Annotated in this window: 17 protein-coding genes and 3 pseudogenes; 7 read left to right on the top strand and 13 right to left on the bottom strand. The window is 63.3% G+C overall.

Translation table 11 applies throughout. The features are described from left to right. Positions 1-30: 30 nt before the first annotated feature. Positions 31-927: an IS3 family transposase gene (locus tag A37U_RS0132475; protein ID WP_020499272.1), complete on the bottom strand. Its 897-nt coding sequence runs from the start codon at positions 925-927 to the stop codon at positions 31-33. Positions 928-1,081: 154 nt separating this feature from the next. On the opposite strand from A37U_RS0132475, the pseudogene A37U_RS46480 reads away from it, so the two are divergent. The 4 genes and pseudogenes from A37U_RS46480 to A37U_RS0132455 all read left to right on the top strand — a co-directional run. Beyond that, positions 1,082-1,636, top strand: a pseudogene (locus A37U_RS46480) (IS256 family transposase); the annotation flags it as partial. Between the two features lie 76 nt (positions 1,637-1,712). Continuing rightward, entirely contained in the window at positions 1,713-3,356 is a 1,644-nt protein-coding gene (locus tag A37U_RS0132465; RefSeq protein ID WP_051111793.1) for an IS1182 family transposase, read from the top strand. Between the two features lie 4 nt (positions 3,357-3,360). Next, positions 3,361-4,047: pseudogene (locus A37U_RS0132460) on the top strand (IS256 family transposase); the annotation flags it as partial. Between the two features lie 46 nt (positions 4,048-4,093). Further along, positions 4,094-5,509 carry an NF041680 family putative transposase gene (locus A37U_RS0132455; protein ID WP_026197835.1) on the top strand — a complete coding sequence of 472 codons (1,416 nt, stop codon included), beginning with the start codon at positions 4,094-4,096 and terminating at the stop codon, positions 5,507-5,509. 14 nt (positions 5,510-5,523) lie between these two features. On the opposite strand, the gene A37U_RS50435 is transcribed toward A37U_RS0132455, so the two are convergent. From A37U_RS50435 to A37U_RS0132415, 7 genes are all read right to left on the bottom strand, one after another. Next, on the bottom strand, positions 5,524-6,651 hold the full coding sequence (locus A37U_RS50435; RefSeq protein WP_083934115.1) for an NDMA-dependent alcohol dehydrogenase: 1,128 nt from the start codon (positions 6,649-6,651) through the stop codon (positions 5,524-5,526). A 169-nt stretch (positions 6,652-6,820) separates the two neighbouring features. Continuing rightward, complete coding sequence (locus A37U_RS50430; protein ID WP_240437745.1) at positions 6,821-8,278, bottom strand: aldehyde dehydrogenase; 1,458 nt, start codon at positions 8,276-8,278, stop codon at positions 6,821-6,823. A gap of 68 nt (positions 8,279-8,346) precedes the next feature. Then, complete coding sequence (locus A37U_RS0132435) at positions 8,347-9,885, bottom strand: class I adenylate-forming enzyme family protein (protein WP_020500841.1); 1,539 nt, start codon at positions 9,883-9,885, stop codon at positions 8,347-8,349. A gap of 118 nt (positions 9,886-10,003) precedes the next feature. Beyond that, positions 10,004-11,659, bottom strand: a complete 1,656-nt coding sequence (locus A37U_RS46475; protein WP_020500840.1) for an AMP-binding protein — start codon at positions 11,657-11,659, stop codon at positions 10,004-10,006. Next, positions 11,656-12,855, bottom strand: coding sequence for a CaiB/BaiF CoA transferase family protein (locus A37U_RS0132425; RefSeq protein WP_020500839.1), 1,200 nt, complete (start codon positions 12,853-12,855; stop codon positions 11,656-11,658). Before A37U_RS0132425 ends, A37U_RS46475 begins: the two co-directional genes overlap by 4 nt. A gap of 82 nt (positions 12,856-12,937) precedes the next feature. Next, on the bottom strand, positions 12,938-14,134 hold the full coding sequence (locus tag A37U_RS0132420; RefSeq protein ID WP_026197834.1) for a CaiB/BaiF CoA transferase family protein: 1,197 nt from the start codon (positions 14,132-14,134) through the stop codon (positions 12,938-12,940). After that, the gene (locus A37U_RS0132415) at positions 14,131-16,095 is read right to left on the bottom strand and encodes an acetoacetate--CoA ligase (RefSeq protein ID WP_020500837.1); all 1,965 of its coding nucleotides are present in this window, start codon (positions 16,093-16,095) and stop codon (positions 14,131-14,133) included. Before A37U_RS0132415 ends, A37U_RS0132420 begins: the two co-directional genes overlap by 4 nt. A 226-nt stretch (positions 16,096-16,321) precedes the next feature. On the opposite strand from A37U_RS0132415, the gene A37U_RS0132410 reads away from it, so the two are divergent. After that, positions 16,322-16,519 carry a ferredoxin gene (locus A37U_RS0132410; protein ID WP_026197832.1) on the top strand — a complete coding sequence of 66 codons (198 nt, stop codon included), beginning with the start codon at positions 16,322-16,324 and terminating at the stop codon, positions 16,517-16,519. A gap of 16 nt (positions 16,520-16,535) precedes the next feature. On the opposite strand, the gene A37U_RS0132405 is transcribed toward A37U_RS0132410, so the two are convergent. From A37U_RS0132405 to A37U_RS0132390, 4 genes are all read right to left on the bottom strand, one after another. Next, the gene (locus tag A37U_RS0132405) at positions 16,536-17,651 is read right to left on the bottom strand and encodes a hypothetical protein (RefSeq protein WP_020500835.1); all 1,116 of its coding nucleotides are present in this window, start codon (positions 17,649-17,651) and stop codon (positions 16,536-16,538) included. A 15-nt stretch (positions 17,652-17,666) separates the two neighbouring features. Continuing rightward, complete coding sequence (locus A37U_RS46470; RefSeq protein WP_169526971.1) at positions 17,667-18,623, bottom strand: zinc-binding dehydrogenase; 957 nt, start codon at positions 18,621-18,623, stop codon at positions 17,667-17,669. 112 nt (positions 18,624-18,735) lie between these two features. Then, entirely contained in the window at positions 18,736-19,905 is a 1,170-nt protein-coding gene (locus tag A37U_RS0132395; RefSeq protein WP_083934109.1) for an FAS1-like dehydratase domain-containing protein, read from the bottom strand. A gap of 37 nt (positions 19,906-19,942) precedes the next feature. After that, on the bottom strand, positions 19,943-21,973 hold the full coding sequence (locus A37U_RS0132390; protein ID WP_083934107.1) for an acetate--CoA ligase family protein: 2,031 nt from the start codon (positions 21,971-21,973) through the stop codon (positions 19,943-19,945). 319 nt (positions 21,974-22,292) lie between these two features. Here A37U_RS0132390 and A37U_RS0132385 point away from each other — a divergent pair, with 319 nt between their 5' ends. After that, positions 22,293-23,528: a cytochrome P450 gene (locus A37U_RS0132385; RefSeq protein ID WP_020500831.1), complete on the top strand. Its 1,236-nt coding sequence runs from the start codon at positions 22,293-22,295 to the stop codon at positions 23,526-23,528. Positions 23,529-23,541: 13 nt separating this feature from the next. On the opposite strand, the gene A37U_RS0132380 is transcribed toward A37U_RS0132385, so the two are convergent. Further along, positions 23,542-24,108, bottom strand: coding sequence for a helix-turn-helix domain-containing protein (locus A37U_RS0132380; RefSeq protein WP_276143193.1), 567 nt, complete (start codon positions 24,106-24,108; stop codon positions 23,542-23,544). A gap of 214 nt (positions 24,109-24,322) precedes the next feature. Between A37U_RS0132380 and A37U_RS0132375 the strand changes: the two are divergent. After that, a pseudogene (locus A37U_RS0132375) lies at positions 24,323-24,549 on the top strand (IS982 family transposase); the annotation flags it as partial.

Below are 24,549 nucleotides of genomic sequence, written 5' to 3'. Positions count from 1 at the left end.
TTGGACTTCCCCTCAAATCGTGGAGGGTTTCTAGGTCGCTGCCGGTTGGTCAGCGGTGTTTTTCTCGTACTCGGTTGGGGCCAGCAATCCGGTGCTGCTGTGCCGGCGCTGGTTGTTGTAGAAGTCGCGGCACCACCTCGTCACGGTCGCTCGGGCGTGGCGTTTGGTCGCGAAGCGGTTTCGGGACAGGACCTCATGTTCGAGGGTGGCGAAGAACGATTCGGCCGCGGCGTTATCGAAGCAGGATCCGACCCTTCCCATCGACTGTCGGATGCCGAGCTTTTCCTGGCACAGCTTGGCGAACAGGCCAGCCGTGTAGGTCGAGCCGCGATCGCTATGGAAGATCACGCCCTCGATTTGTTCGCGGCCGCCACGGACAGTGGCGGCGATCTTGATCGCATCCGCGGCCAGGGCCGCGTCCGGGTGTTCCGAGACCGGGCAGGCCAGCAGTCGCCGCGAGTACAGGTCGATGACCGTGGCCATATACAGCGGCCCTTCACTGGTGGGGATCTGGGTCATGTCACCGCACCATTTCTGGTTCGGCCCCGATGCGGTGAAGTCCCGGCGCACCAAATCCGCAACCTTCGGCATGGACTTGTCCTGACGAGTTAAACCCTTGTACCGCTTGACTTTCCGCGCGATCAGCTCCTGTCGACGCATCGAGTCAGCGACCGTGTTCACGCTGACCCGCCACCCAGCCTCAAGCAAATCGGCATAAATACGCGGGGAGCCATATGTGCCACCGGAGAACTCGAACCGCTGGCGCACGACGGCATCCAGCGCTTCTCGGCGTTGTTGCCGGGCCGTGGGCGCACGGCTGATCCATTTGTAGAACCACGACAAACTGACGCCGAACAGGACACAGGTGATCGTGTGTGGCACCCGGTGATCGGTCCTCTGGTCGGCGATGAAACGGGCCACGCTCATTTCGTGGGACTGTGCATGATCTTGTGGGTGGCCTGGTGGTCCGGACAGGCTGGGGCGAGTGTTCCCGGCCGGGAAGGATCGAGAAGTGGCAGATCAGGATAAACACGACGTTTCTGGTGTTTCGGGTGGTCAGCGTGCTGGTGTGGATGCGCGGATGGCCCGGGAGTTGATTGATCAGGCGCGAACCGAGGGTGTGTCGTTGACCGGCCCGGATGGGTTGCTGCGGCGGGTGACCAAGACGGTGTTGGAATCGGCGCTTAACACCGAGCTTGATGAGCATCTCGGCTACGAGAAGGGCGCGCAGCAGGCCAAGACCAGCTCGAACGAGCGGAATGGGACCTCGTCGAAGACGGTGCGTACCGATGTCGGCCAGGTGCGTGTGGATGTGCCCCGTGATCGGGAGGGTAGTTTCGAGCCGCAGGTGGTGCCCAAGTATGCGCGCCGCATCGAGGGGTTCGACGAGATGGTGATCTCGTTGTACGCCAAGGGATTGACCACCGGAGAGATTCAGGCGCATCTCGCGGAGATCTATGGGGCGCAGGTCTCACGGGAGATGATCTCCAAGATCACCGACAAGGTCTTGGATGATCTGCAGTCGTGGCAAGCGCGTCCGCTTGATCGCGTATATCCGGTAGTGCTCATCGATGCTATCCACGTCAAGGTCCGACAAGGCAGCGTCGCGAACCGGCCTGTGTATGACTCTGCTGGCGAATTCGTGGCGTGTTGTGCTCGGGGTCGGGGTGGTCGTCTCGTATGTTGGTTTGATCCAAGTGAGGAGGTCACCGATGTCGTTGCGCCCCAATGGTTTTATACAAGTTCCGGTTGAGACGGAGCGGGTGGCCTGGGCTGCGTTCCCGAAGGGGTGTCTGGCGATGCGGGTCCGTGACGAGTTGGGTTCGTTGTTCCGGGATGAGCAGTTCACGGACTTGTTCGCGATCCGGGGCAAACCAGCTTTGTCGCCATGGCGGTTGGCGCTGGTGTCGGTGTTGCAGTTCGTGGAGGGGTTGTCGGATCGCCAGGCTGTGGAGGCGTTGCGGGCGCGGATCGACTGGAAGTATTTGCTGGGTTTGGAGTTGACCGATACGGGTTTCGACGCGTCGGTGCTCAGCGAGTTCCGTGACCGTCTGGTCGGCGGTGATGACACCGCCCGGATCCTGCGGATCGTGGTGGAGCGGTTGTCGACGGTGGGGCTGGTCAAGGCCGGTGGCCGGGCGCGCACCGACTCTACGCATGTGCTGGCGGCAGTGCGCAATCTCAACCGTTTCGAGTTGGTCGGCGAGATTCTCCGCGCGGCGTTGGAGGCTTTGGCCGTCTGCGCACCGGACTGGTTACGCCTTATGGCACCGACGGTCTGGTATGAGCGTTACGAGCGCCGCGCGGACGCGTACCGGCTCCCCAACGGCGAGGCAGCACGCATCAAGCACGCCGTCACTGTGGGCACGGACGGGTTTGCGTTGTTGGCCGCTGCAGACGACCATGATGCGCCCGGGTGGCTACAAGACATCCCGGCCGTGCGGGTGCTGCGCGCGGTCTGGGATCAGCATTACGAATACCAGGATGGGCAGGTGCGCTGGCGGGCGAACAAGGAGTTGCCGCCGGCTCGGGATTTGATCCGTTCCCCGTTCGATATTCAGGCTCGGTACACGGTCAAACGCAACACGGGCTGGGTTGGTTACAAAGCCCATTTGACCGAGACCTGTGAACCGGATGCGCCGCACGTGCTGACCCATGTAGCCACTGTCCCGGCCACCACGACCGACGTCGAACTCACCAGCGTCGTCCAGGACGACCTCGCCGAACAGGACCTGCTGCCCGAGACACACTTGGTCGACACCGGCTATACCAGCGCCGGTCTGCTGGTCAGTTCACGCCGGGACCACGGTATCGAGCTGCTCGGCCCGGTGAGTTTGCCGACCACCCAGCAAGCCAAAGACAACGCCGGATTCGACACCCCGAATTTCACTATCGACTGGGACAACCAGCACGTGACCTGCCCGCGAGGGGCCGTCAGCACCCGCTGGCACGAAACCACCCGAAACGGTGTTCCCTTCATCGAGACCGCGTTCTCCGCACGCGACTGCACCCCGTGCCCTGTCCGCTCCCACTGCACCCGATCGCCAAAAGCCCCACGAGGAATGAGTTTCCACACCCGCGAGAACCTCGAAGCTCTCTACCAGGCCCGCCATAACCAAGAGAGTCCACAATGGAAAGAACGCTATAAGCTCAGGGCTGGCATCGAAAGCACTATCGCCCAGACCGCCCGCCGCTGCGGACTACGCCAATCCCGATACCGCGGACTGGCAAAAACCCACCTGCAAAACGTACTGACCGCCACAGCCGTCAACCTCATCCGTATCGACGCATGGCTCACCGGAACACCCCTCGGCCCAACCCGAACATCCCACTTCTCCGCACTCCAAATCCCCTGAATTCGCCAGCAGAGTCATTTACGTCGCGGTGGGTGTCGATACTGCTGGTGAGCGAGATGTTCTGGGCATGTGGGTCGGCACCGGCGGCGAAGGCGCCAAGGAGTGGATCAACCACCTCTCCGACCTAAAAAGCCGAGGTGTCGAAGACATCTGCCTGATCGCCTGCGATGGATTGAAAGGCCTACCCGAAGCGCTGAACTCACTCTGGCCGGCCGCGGATGTTCAATTGTGTGTCGTGCACCTCGTGCGGGCCAGTCTTCGCTATGCTTCGAAACGGTACTGGTCCCAGATCACGAAATCGTTGAAGGAGATCTACACCGCGCCCACTCTCGACGCCGCAGGGGCACTGTTCGACGAGTTCGCCACGGAATGGGAAAACCGGTATCCGGCGATGATTCGAATGTGGCGCGACAATTGGGAGAACTTCATCCCGTTCCTGGCGTTCCCGCCCGATATTCGCAAACTCGTGTACACCACCAACCAGATCGAAAGCCTAAACGCACGGTTCCGCCAGGCGACTCGTCGGCGCGGTCATTTCCCCACCGAGCAAGCCGCGCTGAAAGTTCTCTATCTCGTGATCAAAACACCCCTCAAAAACCGCACCAACATCACCGGAAAAACGGTAAGCTGGAAGCAAGTGTTGAACACGCTGTCGCTCCACTACGGAGACGCATCAACATACAGTAACTAGTAGGCGATCACCGGGCCGCCCACAAAGGTCCCGACAGTCCCGCTCCATCCACTCCAGGACGGTTCAGGCGTGGTTCTGTCAGGGCTTCTACGCCACGTTGACGGCGCGGGCGGATGCGCTCTTCGAGCTGACTGATGCTGTGTTGTGCACCGAGGGGCCGGTCAAGACACTGGTGGACCTGTCGCTGGCGCCGGAGCATCGCCGCGGGCACGGGGCGTTGTATTCCGCTCTGGGCGCCGGCGGTGTTGACATGGCGCGGTTTCGTGGCCTGCTGGCCGGGCAGCGGTTGCCGCGGGCAGCCGATGGCAGGTTGATGCTGGCGGTCGACGTGAGTAACCGGTTGCGCCCGGACGCTGCCACCAGCTCGGATCGGCTGTTCTGCCATACCTACGGCCGGGGTCAAGGGCAGGCGCAGATGATCCCGGGTTGGCCGTACTCGGTCATCGCGGCACTGGACCCGGGACGGTCGAGCTGGACCGCGCTGCTAGATGCGGTGCGCTTGGGTCCTGCCTGCGATACCGCCACCGTTACTGCCGCCCAGTTGCGCGAGGTCGTCACCGGTTTGATCGAGGCCGGACAGTGGCGCGACGGGGATGCGAACATCCTGATCGTGGCCGATGCCGGCTACGATCCCGCCCGGCTGGCCCACGCGCTGTCCGACCTGCCGGTAGAGGCGTTCGCGCGGCTGCGTTCGGATCGGGTGTTCTGTCGGCCCGTGCCGGCCCGGCCGCGCTCGCCGCGCGGGGGACGCCCGGCCAAGCACGGCGGGCTGTTCCGGTTCACCGACCCGGAAACGTGGCACACGCCGAGCGTGACCACGCACACGCGCACCGAGCGGTACGGCACCGCGGCAGCGACCGCCTGGAATCGCATGCATCCGCGCCTGACGCATCGCTCTGTCTGGATCGACCACGACGGCGAGTTGCCGGTGATCGCCGGCACCCTGATCCGGCTGACGGTGGAGTACCTGCCCGGCGACCGGCACCCGAAACCGGTCTGGCTCTGGACCTCCGCGGTTGACCTGCCCGCCGAGCAGGTCAACCGGGCCTGGCAGGCGTTCCTGCGCTGTTTCGACCTGGAACACACCTTCCGCCTACTCAAACAAACCCTCGGCGCGAGCTGCCCGAAGCTGCGTGACCCCGAGTCCGCCGACCGCTGGACCTCGCTGATCATCGCCGCCCACGCCCAACTGCGCCTCGCCTGCCCAGCCGCCAGCGATCTGCGCCGACCGTGGGAGAAACCCGTCACCGAGCCTGGCAAGCTCACCCCAGCCCGTGTCTGCCGCGGGTTTCGCAACATCCGCGGTAAGACCCCGATCCCCGCCCGCGCACCGAAACCCAGCCGGCCCGGGCCCGGACGCCCACCCGGCACCCACAATCGCCATCACGCCACCCGCCACGACGTCGGCAAGATCCCCAAACGGCCCGCATCGATCACCGCACATCGCTCTACCACGGGTTAAACGACAAGCAGAGCTCAGTCGAATGTTATTACTCCACGAATGTTCTTGCCTGCATGCATATCAGCATACCCCTGATTTATTTGATCGAGCCGATAACGTGTGGTGATCAGTTCCTCGAGTTTAAGGTCGCCTGAACGGTACAGATCAATTAACCGTGACACGGTGTAGCGTGGCGACTGGTTACTATACAATGACCCTACTACACGTTTCTGATAAAATGTCAATTCGGCAAGAGATATGGCTATAGGCGTTGTGTCCGTAAATTGACCGAGACCGGTGACAGCAACTGCACCGCCCTTACGGATCATCGAAAAAGCTTCGCTTACATGCTCTGCCTTTACGACACCGATGGTGATGACCGCGCCATCGGCCCCCTGCCCGTTTGTACTTTTTCGCGCTATATCGCCTGCCTCTTTAACCGTAGGAACTGCATGCGTCGCCCCGAATTTCAGCGCACTATCACGCTTGAACTCCACTGGATCGACGGCGATGATTGTCGAAGCACCCGCGTGCTTGGCGCCTTGAACCGCATTGATTCCTACACCACCAACACCGAGGATGATGACAGTCTGGCCCGGCTCGACGCGCACCGAGTTGACCGCCGCGCCCCAACCGGTCGTTACACCGCAGCTAATGAGGGAGGCTATCTCTAAAGGAATATCCTCAGGAACCTTCATAACACATGCGAGTGAAACTGTGGTGTACTCGGCAAAGCTCCCTAGGGCAACGAACTGGCCGACCTCGTCACGGCCCATGCGCACACGGAATACCGACGGGTCCTCGGGTGCACCACCACTCAGCAACGCAGCGTTGAGGTCACACAAATTTTGTTGACCCATCGCGCACCATTTGCATCGGCCGCAGCCTGCGACACAAAGTAAAGTTACATGGTCGCCGACTTTGTAATCGACAACGCCCTGCCCAACCGCTGTCACAATTCCGGCTCCCTCGTGGCCACCGACGACAGGATAGTGTGCGAGCGGAAGATCTCCCGTGGTGATATGGTCATCGGAGTGACACAGGCCAGCTGCGGCCAACTTGACCTGAACTTCCATGGGCCCAGGATCTGCGACTTCAACTTCTTCAATCTGCCACTTTCCAGGTGCGTTCTGCAACACCGCAGCACGACTCTTGACCGGCATGGCTACTCCTCTTTTATAATCTAGTAACAATCGGATTAAATTGATAATTCGAATGATACGAATTTATAATATTAGCCTGAAGCGAATCACACTGTGCTCCACAAAATCATTCTAATATCCTGCACACTGCCGATCTGCAGCTAGATTCAATCGATCTTCAATATAAAAATCATTCCGGAAGTAGAATCGACTTCGTATCTGTGAGCTCAAAAAGAGATTCCCTAGAACTTTCTCTACCATATCCAGAGTACTTCATACCACCGAAGGGCGCTGTCAGACAAGGGAATGTTGCGTTGATGACAAACGTTCCGGACCGCACCTGTTCAGCCACCTTATGTGCGAGTGACATATCCTTGGTGAAGACCGAACCACAAAGGCCGTACTTCGAATCATTTGCGATTCGAATGGCATCGTCGATATCGTCGTACGATATAACGCTAAACACCGGGCCAAAGATCTCATTTTGCGCGACTTCCATAGCGTTGTCTATATTTGTCAACAAGGTCGGTTCGAGGTACCAACCACGATCGAATCTCTCTGGCCGTTTCCCACCAAATGCCACTTGAGCACCGGCAGTAACCGCCTCTTCTATATACTTTTCCGCACGATCACGAACGCGCTCGGTAGCTAATGGCCCGTACTGTGTCTTGCTATCCAGCGGATCCCCCACGATTATTGACCGGAATCCTTCTACGAGCCGTTCAACTATCTCGTCGTGGCGTGACCGTGGCAGTAGAATACGCGTCATCGCCACGCAGATTTGTCCGCAAAACGTAGTCATACCACCGATTAGCTGCGGAATAATCGTTTCGAGGTCTACATCGTCTGCGACAATCGCCGCAGATTTTCCGCCGAGTTCCAAAGTCGTGCGAGCCATTCTACCCGCGCAAGATTTAATTACTTCAGTACCGACCTCAGTACCACCGGTAAAGTGTACTGCGTCGATGTTAGGGTGCGAAACTAGAAACTTGCTCACTTCGGTCCCAGCCGCGAATATGCTAATGACTCCTTCTGGGAACCCAGCCTCTTCCGCCGCTTCGGCGAGCAAATAGCTCAGCATCTGATTCTCAGGTGGCAGCTTCACTACAAATGTATTACCGGCGATCAACCCTGGAATTACCGCCATTGCCAGTTCGATCTGAGGACCATTGTACGTCATAATAGCCGCAGTGGGACCAATTCCCTCGTGCCGGATGATGACACGCCCACATGGGGTGTCTCGCGTTTCGGTAAAAGATACCGACCTCGCGATCTTTATAATATCTTCCCAAATAAGGGCGGTATTGGTATTGAATGCCTCACCTAGCTGAACCGGCATGCCTGTTTCGACAGCCCAGATCCGTTGAATAGAATGTAACCTCTTCTGGAATGCCGCGAAAAACCGGTCGACCACATCGATACGCGTCTCCGAAGTAGCACCACTCCAGTCATTAAAGGCCGCACTAGCGGAATCAACAGCTTTCCTGGCGTCATCCACCGTTACCTCAGGTAATCGGTGGATAATTTCTCCCGTTGCAGGCGACACGACCTCCACCATATTATCGGTAACCGGAAGTGCCCACCGTCCCCCGAGAAACAATTTATTATTGTGCAAACTCGATTCTATACCGTAAGTTCTATTGGTCACTTCAGCTCCTTTATCGCAGTCGTTACGAGCAAATAACTAAATTGTATGAAGAAAATCAACATGGTTGATCATGCGCCTCCGACCCGGGCTTCGCGGTCGGCCCAGTAAGGCTCGCGCAGCACCTTGCGTTGCAGTTTTCCGGTGGGGCTTTTCGGGAGTGGCTCGGTCGTGAACTCGACGACGGCGGGTTTTTTGTACGACCCCAGTCGCTGGGCGACCAGTGCGACGATGTCTTCGGCAGTGACCTTGGCGTCGGGTTCGACGCTGCACAGTGCGAGTGGTGTTTCGCCCCATTTCTCGTGTGGAACCCCGAATACCGCGACATCGAGGATCTCGGGCTGGTCTGCGATGGCGGTCTCCAGCTCGGCGGGCCAGATGTTGAAACCGCCGGACACGATGAGGTCCTCGGCTCGGTCGAGGACGTAGAGGTAGCCGTTGTCGTCGAGACGACCGATGTCGCCGGTGCGTACCCATCCGTCGATCAGCCGAGAGGCTGTCAGTTCCGGTTCGTTCCAGAACGCTCGCAACTGGCCTTCGACCTGCGCGTAGATCTCACCCTCGGACCCGATGGGCAGTGCTGTCCCTTCGGCATCTCGGATCTCCAGCCTCGTGAATGGCAGGATTTTACCTGCGGCCCGCATCGGTGTTGACCCCTCCACCGTGCCGAACCATTCCGCCGGTGTCATCTCTGTCAGGGTAGCGGCTTCAGTCTGTCCGAAGATCTGGTAGAGGACTTCGCCGAACGCATCACGGCCGGCGTACGCGGTGGCATCGGTGATCGGACCGCCGCCGACGAGAATACAGCGCAACGACGACCAGTCTCGTCGGCCGACGTCAGGAACTGCAGCGAGCGCGGCGACTATGGAGGGGGCGGCGAACATGTGCGATACCCGGTAGGACTCCATCTGTTGAAGTACGCTCTGCGGTTCGAACGCTCCGAAGAGCACGTTGGTGCAGCCGTGCAACCAGGCCGGGAGAAACAGATAACCAGATCCGTGGGAGACCGGCGCGGCATGACCGACGACGCTGTCGCGTTCCAGGTTCGGCAGCCGGTAGTAGAAATTGCGGCAGGTCACGAGCCAGTCGCGGTGTGAGTAACCAACCCCGTGGGGGTGGCCGGTGGTTCCAGCCGAATGGCGGATGACACACGTCGAGTCTGGATCTACGGGCACCATCGGATCCTTCGCGGACTGAGACGCTAGCCACGAGTCGTAGTCGGTGCCGCGGATGACGACGTGCTGGAGGCTGGGGATTTCGTCTTCGAGCCCGGACACGCTAGGGCCGTAGGCAGGGTCGGCGAACACTACCTTGGTGTCGGTCCGGGTCAGCATGTGCGCATGGGCTTCGCGTGAGTTCCGCGCATACAACGGGACCCGTGCCGCTCCAGCTATGGCGCAGCCGATCATCATGTCCGCGGCACCGATGTTGTTGTCCTCGACGCTGGCTACGCGATCGCCGGGGGACACGCCGGTCTCGATTAGCCAGTTCGCGAGCTGCACCCCACGCTGCCACGCCTCTTCGAACGTGAAGGCTCGGTCCACGGTCATGATCGCCGGACGGTCGCTATAGAAATCGACGGCTTGACGCATCAGGCTCGGTACGTCCATCACTCAACCTCCCAAACGACGTGCACCGGCACGCGATAGGCGTTCCGGTCGCGTTGGCGCAAGTGGTGCAAATCCGGACGGCAGCGGCATTGCCGACCACCGGTATTTTCTTTCCCTTTCATGGTGAATCGTTTCGGTGTTGGTTGTCCTTGACGGGTCTTGTGACGGATTCGGTAGATCTTTTCCCGCTGAGAATAATCCCGGCTCGTTCGCGGTCCCAGCATTCGTCGATGCCCTGAACGCGCAGCTTGTGCTTCTCAACTTTGCCGCTGGGTGTGCGGGGCAGGTCGTCGAGGAACTGGACGTATCGGGGAACGGCGAAGTAGGGTAAGACCTCGATGCAGAAGCGGACCAAGTGTTCGGCATTCACCTGCGCTCCCGGCTGGAGGACCACGGCCGCTTTGACTTCCTGCTCGAGGAGGTCGCTGGCGACGCCGACCACCGCAGTCTCGATGATGTCGGGGTGGCGTGCTATCGCGGCTTCTACCTCGTGGGAGGAGATGTTCTCACCTCGCCGTCGCAGATAGTCGTCCTTGCGGTCGACGAAATAGAAGTAGCCGTCCTCGTCGAGTCGGCCGAGGTCACCGGTGTGGAACCACAGGTTCCGGTATTTTTCCACTGTCGCGGCGGGATTGTGGTAGTAGCCGTCGAACATCACGTGCGGCTCGCGTGGGCGAACCACCACTTCGCCAACGACGTCCGCCGGGACCTCGAGATCGTCGTCGTCGACGATGTGGACGTCGAAGTACTCGGAGACGATCTTCCCCGCCGAGCCGGCTCGGAGAGGGGTGTCCGGGCCGCTGCGGGTGAGCGGAGCGGCCTCACTGAGGCCGTAGTCGCTTTCGAACCTGCAGTTCCATCGCTTGCTCATCTCCTCCTGGAGAGTGGCGGGCGGCGCGGGGATGCACACCACGGTGTCGATGGACTCGACTTCCGACGGCTCGCGTGTCCACAACAACGTCGCCATCGAGCCCAGCATCAAGGTCACGTTGCACCGCTCGGTCCGAACCCGCTCCCAAAACCGCGAGACGCTGAATCGCTCATCCTGCACGCATCGGACACCGCGGGAGATCGAGCCGAGCACACAGATCCCCTTCGCGGCCAGATGGAACAGCGGTCCGCACGAGTAGAAGGTGTCCTCCGGCCCCCGGTACCAGATGTCCGACTCGGTTCGCGCGAACGTGCACAGGTAGTTCTGCGAGAGCACGGCTCCCTTGGACGGGCCGGTGGTGCCTGACGTGAACTGGATCGAGACGGGGTCGGTCCACAGCGGGTCTTGTTGGTCGGTGAGATCGTCGGAGGAATGCGAGCGCAGCTCGGCGATACCGAGGACGTTGACCGGGCCCGCGTTGGGTAGTCCGATGTCGTGGTCACGGACGATGACATGCTGCAACGAGGGCACATCGGGGATCACGTCGAGCACGGCGGGCACGAGATGGGCGTCGACGATAATCAGCTGCGCGCCGCTGACATTGAGCTGGTGGGTTAAGAACTGCCCACGATAGGCGGTATTGAGCATGACCTCGATTGCCCGCAACCGGGCGCAGGCGAACTCCAACGCGACTTGGTCGATGGAGTTCGCGGCCAGCGATGCGACGACGTCCTCCTGACCGATGCCGAGGGCACGCAGGCCCCGTGCCATCGCGTTGGACCGGGCAACGAGATCGGCATAGGAGACGTCTTGATCGACGATTGTCAGCGCCACCCTCTCTGGAGTGCGCTCGGCCTGGTGGGTCAGCATCTTGGTGAGGGTCTGCCGGTGCGCCTCGATCACGTCCGACTCCTCTCGCTGAGCTCGGGCCCGCTGACGGCGCCGATACGGCGCAGCCGCGCGACCTGTTCGTTCGGGTAGCCCAGTTCGGTTAGCAGTGTGTCGGTGTGGTCGCCGGGTTGGGGAATCCAGTCGGAGCTGGGAACGCTGCCGTCGACGGCGATAGGGGTGGCGAGTTGTTCGATCAACCCCAACGTAGGGTGTTGTACCTCGTTGACCATGCCGCGATCACGGACGTGTGGATCGTCGACCAGCTCGGCGAGGTCGAGGACCGGAGAGATGCCCAGATTGAGCTCGGCGTTGAACGCAATCCACTCGTCGCGAGTGCGTTTGGCGAATATGGTGGCGAGCCGACCCCGGATCTGTTCCGCCCGCGCCTCGTTGATTGTGTAGTCCGCGGCCACGTCCTCGGCGCCGACGGCGGTGCAGAACGTCGACCATGTCCATGGTTCGACGGTGCTGAGCTGGATCGCGCGATCGTCCGCGGTCCGGTAGACACCGACGCCGGGATGGCCACCGAACTCGCGAATCGTGCGCGGCTCGGTGATGCCCTGCCGCCACAGGTAGTTGGCGTTGTAGCCGAATAGAGACAGCACCGCGTCCTGCACCGAGATGTCGAGATACGCGCCCTGGCCCGTGGTCTGACGACGGCGAAGGGCCGAGAGCACAGCTATCACCGAGTAAAGGCTGGCGACCGTGTCGCTGATCGGCAGTGGAGTGATGTCCGGGGCGCGGCCCCCGCCGCCGGAGGCCGCGGTGAGGCCGCTCATCGCCTGGTAATTCTGCTCATGACCGTCGAGTCGGGAGTAGTTCCCGCTTTGCCCGTAACCGGACACGGAGGCGTAGACGATGTCCGGTTTGCGCAGCCGCAGGGTCTCGTAGTCGATCCCCAGGCGGGCCGCCACGCCGACGCCGAAGCCCTCCACGACCGCGTCCGCGGTGTCGAGCAGATCGTAGAACACGTTCCGCCCGTCGGGCCGTTTCAGGTCGATGACCATGCTGCGTTTGTTTCGCCCGTGCCACAGCCACCGGGGATGCTCGGTCGAATCGAGCATCTCGAGCTCTGTGCGCTGCGCGCGCGGCGGTTTGTCGATCTGGATGACGTCAGCGCCAAGGTCGGCTAGCACGGTCGTGCCGAATCTGACCGGCGAATATACCGATACATCCAGGATCCGTACACCATTGAGCAGGTTTTTCATCCAGGACCACCAATTCTGCGCTGGGACACATCAACCGATGCGGCCGATGGAAGGCGCGATCGCTCACGCGGGTCGCATCGCGCTATCCATCCAACGTCGAATCTTCACGGGACACCAGGGCGCCCAACGCCAACAACGAACGTATCCGGCTGTCCTCGATACCCCATGCCAACAACGCGCTACGAGTGTGTTCACCCGGCCGTGGCGGCGGCATCGACAGTGCGGCAGGGGTACGCCCGAACCGGGGGGCCGGCACTGGCTGCACGATTCCCGCGTTACGGGTGAAGGTCCCGCGTGCGCGCAGGTGGGGATCCGACTCCACCTCGTGTGGGGTGAGGACCGGAGCCACGCACACTTCCTTTCCCTCGGCTCTGGCGCACCATTCGTTCAGCGTGCGGGTGCCGATCACCTCGGCGAAGCGTTTCTTCACGATCGGCCAGCCGGCTCGGTCCTCCTGTTCGGGCAGCGGTTCGTCGGTCAGGCCGAGAATCTCCAGCAGGGTCGCGTAGAACGCGGGTTCCACCGCTGCGACGCTCAGCCATCGGCCGTCATTGGTCTCGTAGGCGTCGTAGTAGGGCGCGCCGCTATCGATCATGTTGGTGCCCCGTTCCGCGGACCATTGTCCGGTCTGTGCCCACGCGTAGAATGGTGCAGCGAGAAGGGCCGCACCGTCGATCATCGCGGCATCCACGACCTGTCCGCGGTTGGACCGTTCTCGTTCCAGCAGGGCCGCTAGCAGGCCGAAGGCGAGGACGAGCCCTCCGCCACCGATGTCACCGATGAGGTTCAACGGCGGTGTCGGCGGCTGGTCCTGACGCCCGATCATGGACAGCACACCGTTGGCGGCCAGATAGTTCAAGTCGTGCCCCACAGTATGTGCGGCCGGGCCGTCCTGTCCGTATCCGGTCGTCCGGCCGTAGATCAGCCGAGGATTGCGACTCGTGCACACGTCCGGCCCGATCCCGAGTCGTTCCGCTACACCCGGGCGGAATCCTTCAACCAGGATGTCGGCCCGGGCCACGAGGTCCAGTACCAAGGCCACGGAGTCCGGGTGCTTGAGATCCACTGCGACGGACGGTCGACCCCGGTTCAGCAGTTCCGTCGCGTGATCGGCTCCGGGCCCGACGGGGTCGGACTCGGTGACGCGGTCGATCCGAATGACATCGGCTCCGAGGTCAGCCAGCATCATGCAGCAGAACGGACCGGGTCCCAGTGACGCGATCTCCACGACGCGAAAGCCTGCGAGCGGACCGTGGCGGTCCGGCCCAGCGCCGCTCATGTGAGGACCCGCCCCCGGCGCTGTTCGGCGAGACGCACGAATTCGTCTATCGCATCCGGATTCGCGAGTGTCCCCGCGCTGGTGACCTCCTCGGCCGAAGCGCCCTCGAGGATACGGCGGACGGGGACCTCCAGTTTCTTCCCCGTCAGGGTTTTCGGGATATCTGCCACGAGCAGCAGTGCATCGGGTACATGCCGGGGTGAGAGTGACGAGGCCAGCCGCTCGTTGATCTGAGCCTCGAGATCCTTGTCGAGTGAGTAGCCCGGTGCCAGCATGACGAAGGCGACGATCTCGCCGGCCTCGACATTGCGGTCCTGGAGGTGCACGACCAGCGCTTCCTGCACTTCCGGCAGAGATTCCAGCACCGCGTAGTACTCGGGCGGGCCGAACCGGACACCGGAACGGTTGAGCGTGGCATCCGAGCGCCCTACCACGCTCGACGAGCCATCCTCATAGAAGATCGCCCAATCGTGCTGGTCCCAGACCCCGTCAAAGGTCGAGTAGTAGGTGTCGAACAAACGGGACTCGCCGTCTTTGCCCCATAGGGCCTTCGGCATGGACGGCAACGGTGTGGTCACCACCAGCTCACCGGGTTTGCCCACGATCTGCTGCCCGCCCTCGTCCCATACCTGCACGTCGACTCCGAGGTAGACGCACGCGTGACGCCCCGCGCGGGCCGGCACCAGCGGGGAGCCACCAATAAACGTACCCGCGACGTCGGTGCCGCCGCAGGAGCAGCCCACCATGACGTCGGGTTTGACCGCCGCATAGAACCACTCCCAGCCGGAGGCCGGGAACGGTGAGCCGCCGACCAGCACGCTGCGCACGCTGGACAGATCGAATTCCTCGCTGGGTTTCAGCCCGGACCGCGCGCATCCCATCAGAAATGCCGTCGACGCACCGAAATGGGTGATTCCCAGGTCTTCGATCAGCTTCCACTGTCTACGGAGGTCCGGATAGATCGGGTTGCCGTCGAAGGTGACCGTGGCAGCTCCGGTCAGCAAGGCCGAGACAGCCAGGTTCCACACGATCCAGCCGGTCGTGCTGAACCAGAAGAAGGTGTCGCCAGGGCACAGATCCGCCTGCAGGCCAAGCCACTTGTGATGCTCCAGTAGCGGCCCACCGTGCGAATGCGGAATGGCCTTGGGCAACGCTGTCGTACCGGAGGTGTACAGCACGTACAGCGTATGGTCGAACGGTACCGGATCGAACTCCACCTCGCCGTCCGCACCGAACACATCATGCCACGAGCGCGCACCCTGCGGGATCTCGTCACCGAGGTAAGGCAGCCACACCAGGGTCTCCACGCTGGGCAGTGCGGAGCGGATAGTGGCGACCTGCTCGCGGCGGTCGAAGTCCTTGCCACCGAAGCGGTACCCGTCGACGGCGAGCAGCACCTTCGGATCCACTTGGCCAAGTCGGTCGACGACACTGTTGACGCCGAACTCTGGCGGGCAGACAGCCCAAATGGCTCCCAGGCTCGCGGTGGCGAGGAAAGCCGCGATCGTCTCCGGGATGTGCGGCAGATAGCCGCCCACCACGTCCCCGCGGGTGACCCCCAACTCGACCAGCCCTCGGCGAATACGGCCCACCTGCGCGCGCAGCTCGACGTTGCTCCAGACAATCGTGTCGCGCACCTCCGAAACCCCGGTGATCACGGTTCCCTCGGGCAGCGCACGGATGATGTGCTCGGCAAAGTTCAGCGTCGCACCCGGGAACCACCGCGCGTCCGGGACTACCCGCGACGTGAGCACCTCGGTTGGCTGTTCGGTGAACCGCACATCACAAAAGTGCACGAGGTGCGCGTGGAAGTCCTCCAGGTTGTCGACCGACCACTTCCAGAAGTCCTCGTAAGTTTCGAGAACCACACCGTGACGCTCGGCCACGTTCGACATGAAGCGCCCCATCTTGGTCGTCTGCCTGGCATCGGCCGGTGGGGTCCAAAGGATGTCGCCGTCCACGGAAAGCCTCCCATCACAGTGATACAATTTACACCGTGACTTCAGATACTACACACTCGGCCAACCGAGTCAATGGCTCGTCAGGCTCTCGGTTATTCCCCAATGACGAGGCGATACGCCCTGCTCTTTCCGTTCACTGCCGCCGACGGAAAGACAGCGTGTTGTACACTCAGTACAAGGCGCTAGCCGTTGCCATGTCCACGTGTGACCGTCCGGGCGGAGACCTATGAGCAAGTTGCGAGTCGATCGAGAACTGTGTGAGGGTTACGGCAATTGCGTGTTCCAGGCTCCCGATATCTTCGACCTCGGTGACGACAACGTCGTCAGCCTGCTTAAGGAGGACATCGCGGAGTCGGATCGGGTGCGTGTCGAGGAAGCGGTTCAGAGTTGCCCGGTGGCCGCGCTACTGCTTGAGGAGCGCTGAGCGCGCCTCGCGCGTCCTACCGTGGCCCGTCCGTGTCGGAATCCCGATCCAGCAGGGCGCGCCCGGCAGCGATTTGGCTGTGCAACGCCGCCGGGCTCTGCACATAGACGGTGGCCTCCCGTCGTTCCACCAAGGTTATGCTTTCCTGGTGGAACCGACCGTCGATCACGGCACCCCGCACCAGGAAGGGCTTGAGCACAGCCGCCTGTGGCGGGACGTGGACGAGCAACAGCCCCGTGCCGGTCCCGCAAGGCACCGTCTCGACCCGAGTGCCTTCCAGTGGTGGGTACACCAACCGGTCGAGCGCTCGCTCGACCACGGAACGGCACCCATCCGTCGGCGCTGACTCCACGGCCGCCACCCGACCATGCTTTTCGGAGAGCCCGAAGACCACCAGACCGCCGTGCACGGAATTGCCGAAGGCGCAGACATCCAGAGCCAACCGGAAGTCGTCGCCGGAGTCCGACAGTGGCGGTCTGGGTTGGAACACTGCCGTGACCGGCGTGCCGACCAGCCCGTCGGCGTCGCCTGAGTGAAGCAGGTCGAGGAGGCGATCCACGAATTGCCCGTCGTAACGGTGCGCTTCGGCCACCGCGATCGCGCGCCGGGCGAACGCAACGACCTCGGCCATCGTCCGAGCAGGATCGGGCAGTTGGAAGGTCGCATTCCACACGTCGGGCAGGGAACGCCCACGGTCATTGACGACCTCGAGCAGCCGCCACCCACGCGCATTCGCCCACCGGGCGAGCACCGCCCGAGTCGGCTCGCCCGCCCCGGGGTCGGCACGTATGTCCTGCCCGGCGAACTCGATCTCCACCGCCAGCGATCCGTCCGTCCGCAACTGTAACTCCAGCGGCTCACGCATCGAGAGCTCGGGATCGAAGCGCTGCGGCGGATCGGGGGATACGGCGAACTGGCCCGATGCCGGTCCACTGTCCCGCCTCGGGCCGGCGTCGGCCGCCGACATGCCATCGCGAAGCACCATGTCGGCGATTTCCGCCGCCGAGAATGCGGCCACGGCATCCAGCGGCGCGAAGTACAGGTTCGGATACAGCTCGTGGATATCACGGCCGACGCTCCTGGCGCGACCGGCTTCGGGCTCCCCGGAACCGCCGCGCTGGACGACTGTCACGGACTCACCTCCCTGTCATGGCTTCGCCACCACGCGCCGCACGGGCTCCCTCTTGTCACGGAGCATGCGTAGCGCGTCGTCGACGGCTTCCAGCGGAACCGTGTGCGAGATCGAGGAGTCCAGCGTCAGGCGCCCGGTCGCGACAAGGCCGACGATGCGTTCGATCGTATTCTTGCTGAACCCGCCCGACCCCATCAGCGAGACCTGGCGCATGGCGAACGTGACAGACGGGGGCAAGGTGATGCTTTCGCTACCGAGTCCGACGATCACGGCGCGGCCGAGCTTGGTCAGCGACGCGAAGGCCGCCTCTGTGCTGACCGCCCTGCCCGCGAAATCAGCGGCGACATCCACACCTCGCCCGCCGTTCGCCCGGCGCACCGCCGCCGCGACGTCGGGTTCCCCAGTATCCACCACTTCGTCGGCTCCGTGCTGCTGGGCCAGCTCACGCTGATCACCGCGCGGGTCCACCGCGATGATCGGCGAGGCACCGGCGAGCTTGGCGATCTGCACGGCATGTTGCCCGAGTCCGCCCACACCGAACACGGCAACCGACTCACCCGGCACCAGCCGAGCACGCTCCAGGAGCGCGTGGTACGGGGTGGCCACGGCGTCAGTGATGATCGCACCGACCGGCGCCGACAACGGACCGGGCAGCCGCACTAGCGCCGTTTCCGGCGCGGCAACGAACTCGGCCAGAGAACCATCCCGACCCAGGCCGAAAACGACGGAAGCCTCGCAGTTCTCGCTCGCACCGGCTGCACAGTACTTGCAGTGTCCACACGTGATGATCGGCGAGACCACCACCCGGTCGCCCACCTGCCACTTTTCGACCCCGGAGCCCAGCTCGGTGATCACGCCGGCGGTCTCATGCCCGAGGGTGACGGCTTCCCGGTCAGCAGTGCGGATCCCGGATCCGTAAGCGATGCTTACGTCCGTCCCACAGATGCCCGCCGCCTCGACGCGGATCAGCACCTCGCGGGCCGCGGGCCGCGGGGCGGCGAGACACTCACATGCCACGCCTTGCCGCCCACGATGGAATCGAATAGCCCTCACGTGCTCAGATCCCCGCTCACTGGTGCGAGACTCACTCGCGTTTCCCGTCGCTGCTGAGCCGACCGTACTCGTCGAGCAGCACTTCGGCGACTCCGTCCGCGGTCCGCTCACCGAACTGGTTTTTCGCCTCCAGGGCGACATGGACGCGTTGGCATTCCCCTGCACGATCCACCGCGGTCACCGTGCCACCGATGCGAATGACATCGCCGAAAATCTCCGGACGCCGCAATCGCACGTCCAGGGCCGCGAGAAACGCGCCGTCGCCCATCCAGTTCGTGAGGCAGTGCGCGAACCAGCCGACGCGCTGAGGGCCGTTGTTATAGGCCCCCGGCATGCCGAGTTCCCTTGCGGCGGTGGCATCCTGATGGCCAATACTGGGCAGAACCCGCTCCCCGAAGTAACTCGGGTCGTAGTTCGAGGGCAACCGCTCGGTGTCGGTGAACGCCCACTTGCGGTACTTCCACGCCATCTCTACGGACTTGTAGCCCGGGCTTCCCGGGCAGCCGGCGTAGTACGCGGTCATATCGATGCGCCCGATGGGGCCCTTGACGACCGTGGGCACCACGTCGCCGGGCGATACGCCGGTGAGGTCACCGGAACCCCGGCGAAACTCCGTGACCGCCTCGTCACGAATGGCGTCGAGTTCCCCGTCGGCATATTCGTGTGTCTCACGCGGCTGGTAACTGAGTCCATTGGATGTCCTTCGCCGCGGGACCCGGAAGGTGCGGGCGTCCGCTTCGGCGACGAGATGACCCTCGTGGTCTTCGTAACGGCAGAGTGCACTTTGGATGACCATGTCCGTGGCCGTCCCACCGGAAACCCGGCGTACCGGTCCAAATTGCGCGGAGGCCGTGATGCCGTCGTTACGACGCACCCGGCGGTGGAACCGCCAGCTCGTTCCGGCGTAGATGGGCTGCACGCCGGGCATACCGGCACCGACCGCACCATCGAAGGCGGTGTAGAGGAATGTCGGTGGTGCTAGCAGACAGCCGTAGGGGGTGGCGGCGCCGTAGGCGGCGTCGCAGAACAGTGGATTGTCGTCGCCGAGCCCGAGTGCGTAGTGGCGTATGCTGTCCCAGCTCGCTTCGTGGTTCCACTGTTCGACCCGTATTGGAGTCCCTTCGAGTGCCTCGGTCGCGGCGAGCCCCGCGGCGTCGATGTCACCCGCCAGGTCGAATACCAATCCCGTACCTGCGTTCACTTGTCACTCCCGTTCCGGCCGATGTGTCGGCGCCCTGCTATGCCCGTGCAATGAGATCGACGACGTGCACCCCTTCGGTGCCGACGATCACCGGATTGATCTCTAAGAACCGCATGCTGTTCGCGACGGCGGACAGCGCCGTCGAGATCAGCTCGTTCAGGGCGGGCACGTCGTAGCGCGGCCCGCCCCGGTACCCGTCCAGCAACCGCCCGACGAGTGACTCGCGCAGCACGCGTTCGCGCCGCTCGCTCGGCCAGCCACACCAGAGCACCGCCTGGCCCGTCATCGCTTCGGTCAACACGCCGCCGGGGCGGACCACGGCGATCGGCCCGTACTCGTCGTCGCGCAGCGCTGAAACCATCAGCTCGAACCCACCCGGCGCCATCTGTTGGGCAAGCACGACGTCGCCGTGGCGCGCGCAGATGGTCCGCACTGCCGCGAACGTCTCTCCCGCTGCGGCGGCTTCGCGAACCACGCGCACCGCGCCGAGTTCGGTGCGATGTGTGATCGTCCTGCCCGCAGCCTTGAGTACCAACGGCAGCCCGAAGGCGGTCACGGTATCGTTGACCTCGTTGAGCGTGTGGACGACACGCCACTTCGCCCAGGGGAACTCGTCCGGCAGGCGGTCCGCGGCCCACTCGATCCCCGCGACGTCCGCCTCACCGGAAGCCTGGAAGGAAGCTGCGCCGTGATCCGGGGCGCAGGCGGCCACGGCATCCACCGCTCGTTCGATCGTGGGCAGGTACGCGATGCCTTCGGTGGCAAGGATCTCCGTGAGATGCGAAGGGATTTGGTCGTCTTCCGACAGCGAGGTCAGCACAAGCGAGGCGCTGTCGGTGCGCGCCGCGAGCTTCGCCACGAGCTCCTGACGGTCGTGCGCGAGGCCGGACTCGACGCCCAGGATCACGTCGGCGACACCCGTGGCGGCGAAGGCGCTGATCGCGTCGGCGAATCCCGCCGTGTCGTCCAGGAACGGCACGTCCAGTGGGTTCGCCGGTGCCAGACGTGCGTCAAGACGGCTTTCCAGCATGGTGGCCGCAGGCGCATCGATTTCGGCCATCGTCAACCGCTCGTGAGCTGCGACGCGGTCGGAACCGATGACACCGGCCGCGCCGGAGACGGAGACGATGGCCACTCGCGGTCGGCTGACATCGGCCACACCATGGCACGTGCCCGCGACGAGCAGCGCGTCGGCCAGTGCGGACACCGTCGGCACCTCGCGCGCGCCGGCCTCGTGCAGGATCGCGTGCGAGGCCTCGGCCGAGCCGACCACCCTGCCTGTGTGCCCGGCTGCCGCCAGCCGACCGGCCGAGGAATTGGCCGCCTTGAAGACGAACAGGCGTTTGCGACCGTCGCGCAACACCTCCTCGAGTCGGGGTAGCCACTCCAGGTCGCCGACGCCCTCCAGGAAAAGTCCGACCGTGTCCGTGCCCTCCTGGTTCAGCAATCCGGTCGCGATTTCCAGCGCTCCGACATCTACCTCGTCGCCCGTGCTCACCCACTGCGACAACCCGACATGGCGCCGCATGAGTGTTTGCAACAGGCTGTTGCCGAGCGCCCCGCTCTGCGTCACGAGGCCGATCGAGCCACGTTCAGGGTGTTCGGTCCGCAGCACCGAGGAGAAGGTCAGGAACGCGGAATGCTCTGTTCCCACCGTGCCTACACAGTTCGGCCCGATGATGCGCATGGCCGACCCTGCGGCGAACTCGTCCAGTGCACGCCGCTCCGGGCTCTGTCGGTCTTCGAAGCCCCCGCCGATGATCACCGCGACCCTGGCGCCCGCCCGCTCCGCGTCGGCGAGGGCCGCAACCACGGCCGGGGCGGGAACGGCGACGAGAACCGTGTCGACGCTGTCCGGCTCGGCTTCGGCCAGGCTCGCCATCGCGGGCAGCCCGGCGATTTCGCGGTTGCGCGGGTTCACCGGATAAACTGGTTCCGCGTAACCGTAGCGAACGAGGTAATCGACTGGCCTGCCCGACGGGCTCTCCAAATTCGAAGACGCCCCCACCACGGCGACCCGTCCAGGCCGGGCGAGCGACTCGACGAGCGCTTGTCCACGCAAGCTCATATCCACGTGCGCCTTTCTCAACGGCCGCCCCACCTACACCCGGGGCACCCGCCGCAACCGGGGACGAGCAGACCGGCACGTCCGGCCCCGACCACCACCGTCCGGCGATCGTCCAATGACGGTATCATCGCTTACATTCACAGTACAACATTTGATCGGCGCCGAGGTCGCGAGAAGCCTACGATCGGGCACTCCGAAGAGCGAATTCGCTTCATCCGCAGAATCTACGGTGGCAGGGAGTCGGATCCTTGACAGTCGATCAGGACACTTGCAAGCATGAACTCTCAGTGTAAGCGATCCAGGTAGCGAAGGTGAGGCCGTGATCACATCATCGTCGGACGACGAAACGACCGCTCCGCCCGGGACACCGGGTGTCCTGCCGACCGGCTGGGCGGACGACTTCGATCTCCACAATCCGGTCTACCTCGCCGATCCCTACTCGGTATGGGCGCGGATGCGCACCGAGTGTCCGGTGGCCCGGACCGAGCGGGACGGCGGTGGGTACCTGCCGGTGCGGCATGCCGACGTCACCGCGGTGGCGCTGAACCCGCAGACCTTCTCCTCCCGCGCAGGTGAAGTGACCGGCCCGATTCCCGAAGCGGGCCGCGAACTCCGGCTGCCTCCGGTCACCTCGGACCCGCCAGAACACGCCGCAGACCGCCGGCTGCTCGTCCCGCTGTTCACCAAACCGGCCATAGCCAGGTACGAGGCGGCGACGAAGGGAACGGCGACGGCGCTTATCGACGATTTCGGCGACCGCACGGAAGTGGACGCGGCCAATGAGTACGCCAGGGACATTCCGGTCGCGGTGATCTCAGACATGCTTGGACTGCCGTTTGAGGACAGGGGCCAGTTCCACGACTGGACGGTCCGCATGCTGAAGGACGGTGCGGATGACTACGAGATCCGGGCCGATGCGGTACACGCTATCCAGGACTACTTCAGCGAATTGGTGCGTGCCCGCGCGGTGAAAGCGGATTCCGGGGTCCTCAGTTTTCTGCTCCATCGGCAGGCCGATGATCCGGGCCTGACCGACGAGCGCGTCGTGGGCATGTCATTCCTCATGCTCATCGCCGGCATCGACACGACCTGGAGCGCACTAGGCGCGATTCTGTGGCACCTGGCGACGCACGAGGGTGACCGCCGCACACTCGCGGCCGACCGGACACAGATCCCGTCCGCGATCGAGGAGTTCCTGCGCATGTATGCCCCGGTCACGATCGGGCGGGTGGTCACCGAGGAGGCCACTGTCGGCGGCAGGGCGGTTTGCCCCGGCGAGCGTGTCATCCTGCCGTGGGCGGCGGCGAATCACGATCCCGAGGTCTTCGACCGGCCCGACGAGTTCGTCCTCGGGCGCGAGCGGAACAGGCACCTGGCCTTCGGCGCCGGGATCCACCGCTGCCTGGGCGCGCACCTGGCCCAGATGGAACTGCGGGTGGCACTCGGGGAATGGTTGCGGCGTATTCCCGAGTTCACGCTGTCGCCGGGCACCGAGATCGCCTGGACGGCGGGAAACACCCGCGGCCCCAAGACACTTCCGATCCGAATCGGGTAACGCCGCCCGGCGCTCAGAAGGTGGGCGGGGTGATGATCCAGATCGCCACGAGTGGTTCGTCGCCGACGCTCTCCCATTGGTGGGGCAGGTGGCTGGAGAAGTAGATCGCGTCACGCGGGCCGAGCACGCAGTCGGTGTCGCCGACCTTGAAGCCCATCTGACCGGAGATCACGATGCCGCATTCCTCGCCCTGGTGCCGATGCGGATGACCACCGCTGTTCGCACCGGGCGCCGCCTCGACCCAGATCACTTCCATTTTGCGCTGGAGGTTCGGCGACAACAGCTCGTTGGCAATGGATGAGCCAGGATAGACGATGCGCCGTCGCTGCCCGGCGCGGAGCACGGCCACACTCTCGTCGACCTCCGGCCGGGCGCCGTTGCCGACGTGACCGTCGACCTCCAACAGCGAACCGACGCTCGACCCCACCGCCTCGACGAGCGACTTCAGCGTGGAAAGCGTCGGGTTCGCAATTCCCCGCTCGACCTGGCTGACGAAACTCGTGGACACCCCGGCAAGCTCAGCGACTTGAGCCAGACTCAGCTTCTGAGCCAAACGGCGGCTCCGGATGACCTCACCCAGTTCGTCGTAATCCAGGGCAACCTCCTCGAACCGCGACTAACCCCGTGGACCAAAGCTCACACGGTAGCTCCATTGACAACGTCGAGTATACACCGTCAGTGTAACGCTGCATCACCAGGAGGGAGTGACCTAGATCCTAGATGGTTGATTCCGTGAAGGTTGTGTGAGGCAGGTCGGTGTTACTGGGAGGGAGGAGGGTGTTCATGATCAATGTGTGACGAAAGAACTGAACACCCTCCTGACAGCACTGTACGTGCTGGTTGATGACCATGTGGTTCCTGCTCGTAGGGGGCGTGGTCGACGACCGTTGCTCTCGGATGCTGAGCTGATCACGCTGGCGGTGGCGCAGGTGTTGCAGGGGTATCACTGCGAACGTCGCTGGCTGCGGCACTTGCACAACAGCGCGCAGTGGCGGCGCATGTTTCCCTACCTACCGGGCCA

The organism is Sciscionella marina DSM 45152 (assembly GCF_000379465.1).
GTDB lineage: Bacteria > Actinomycetota > Actinomycetes > Mycobacteriales > Pseudonocardiaceae > Sciscionella > Sciscionella marina.
This window is presented reverse-complemented; position numbering and strand designations above follow the sequence as displayed.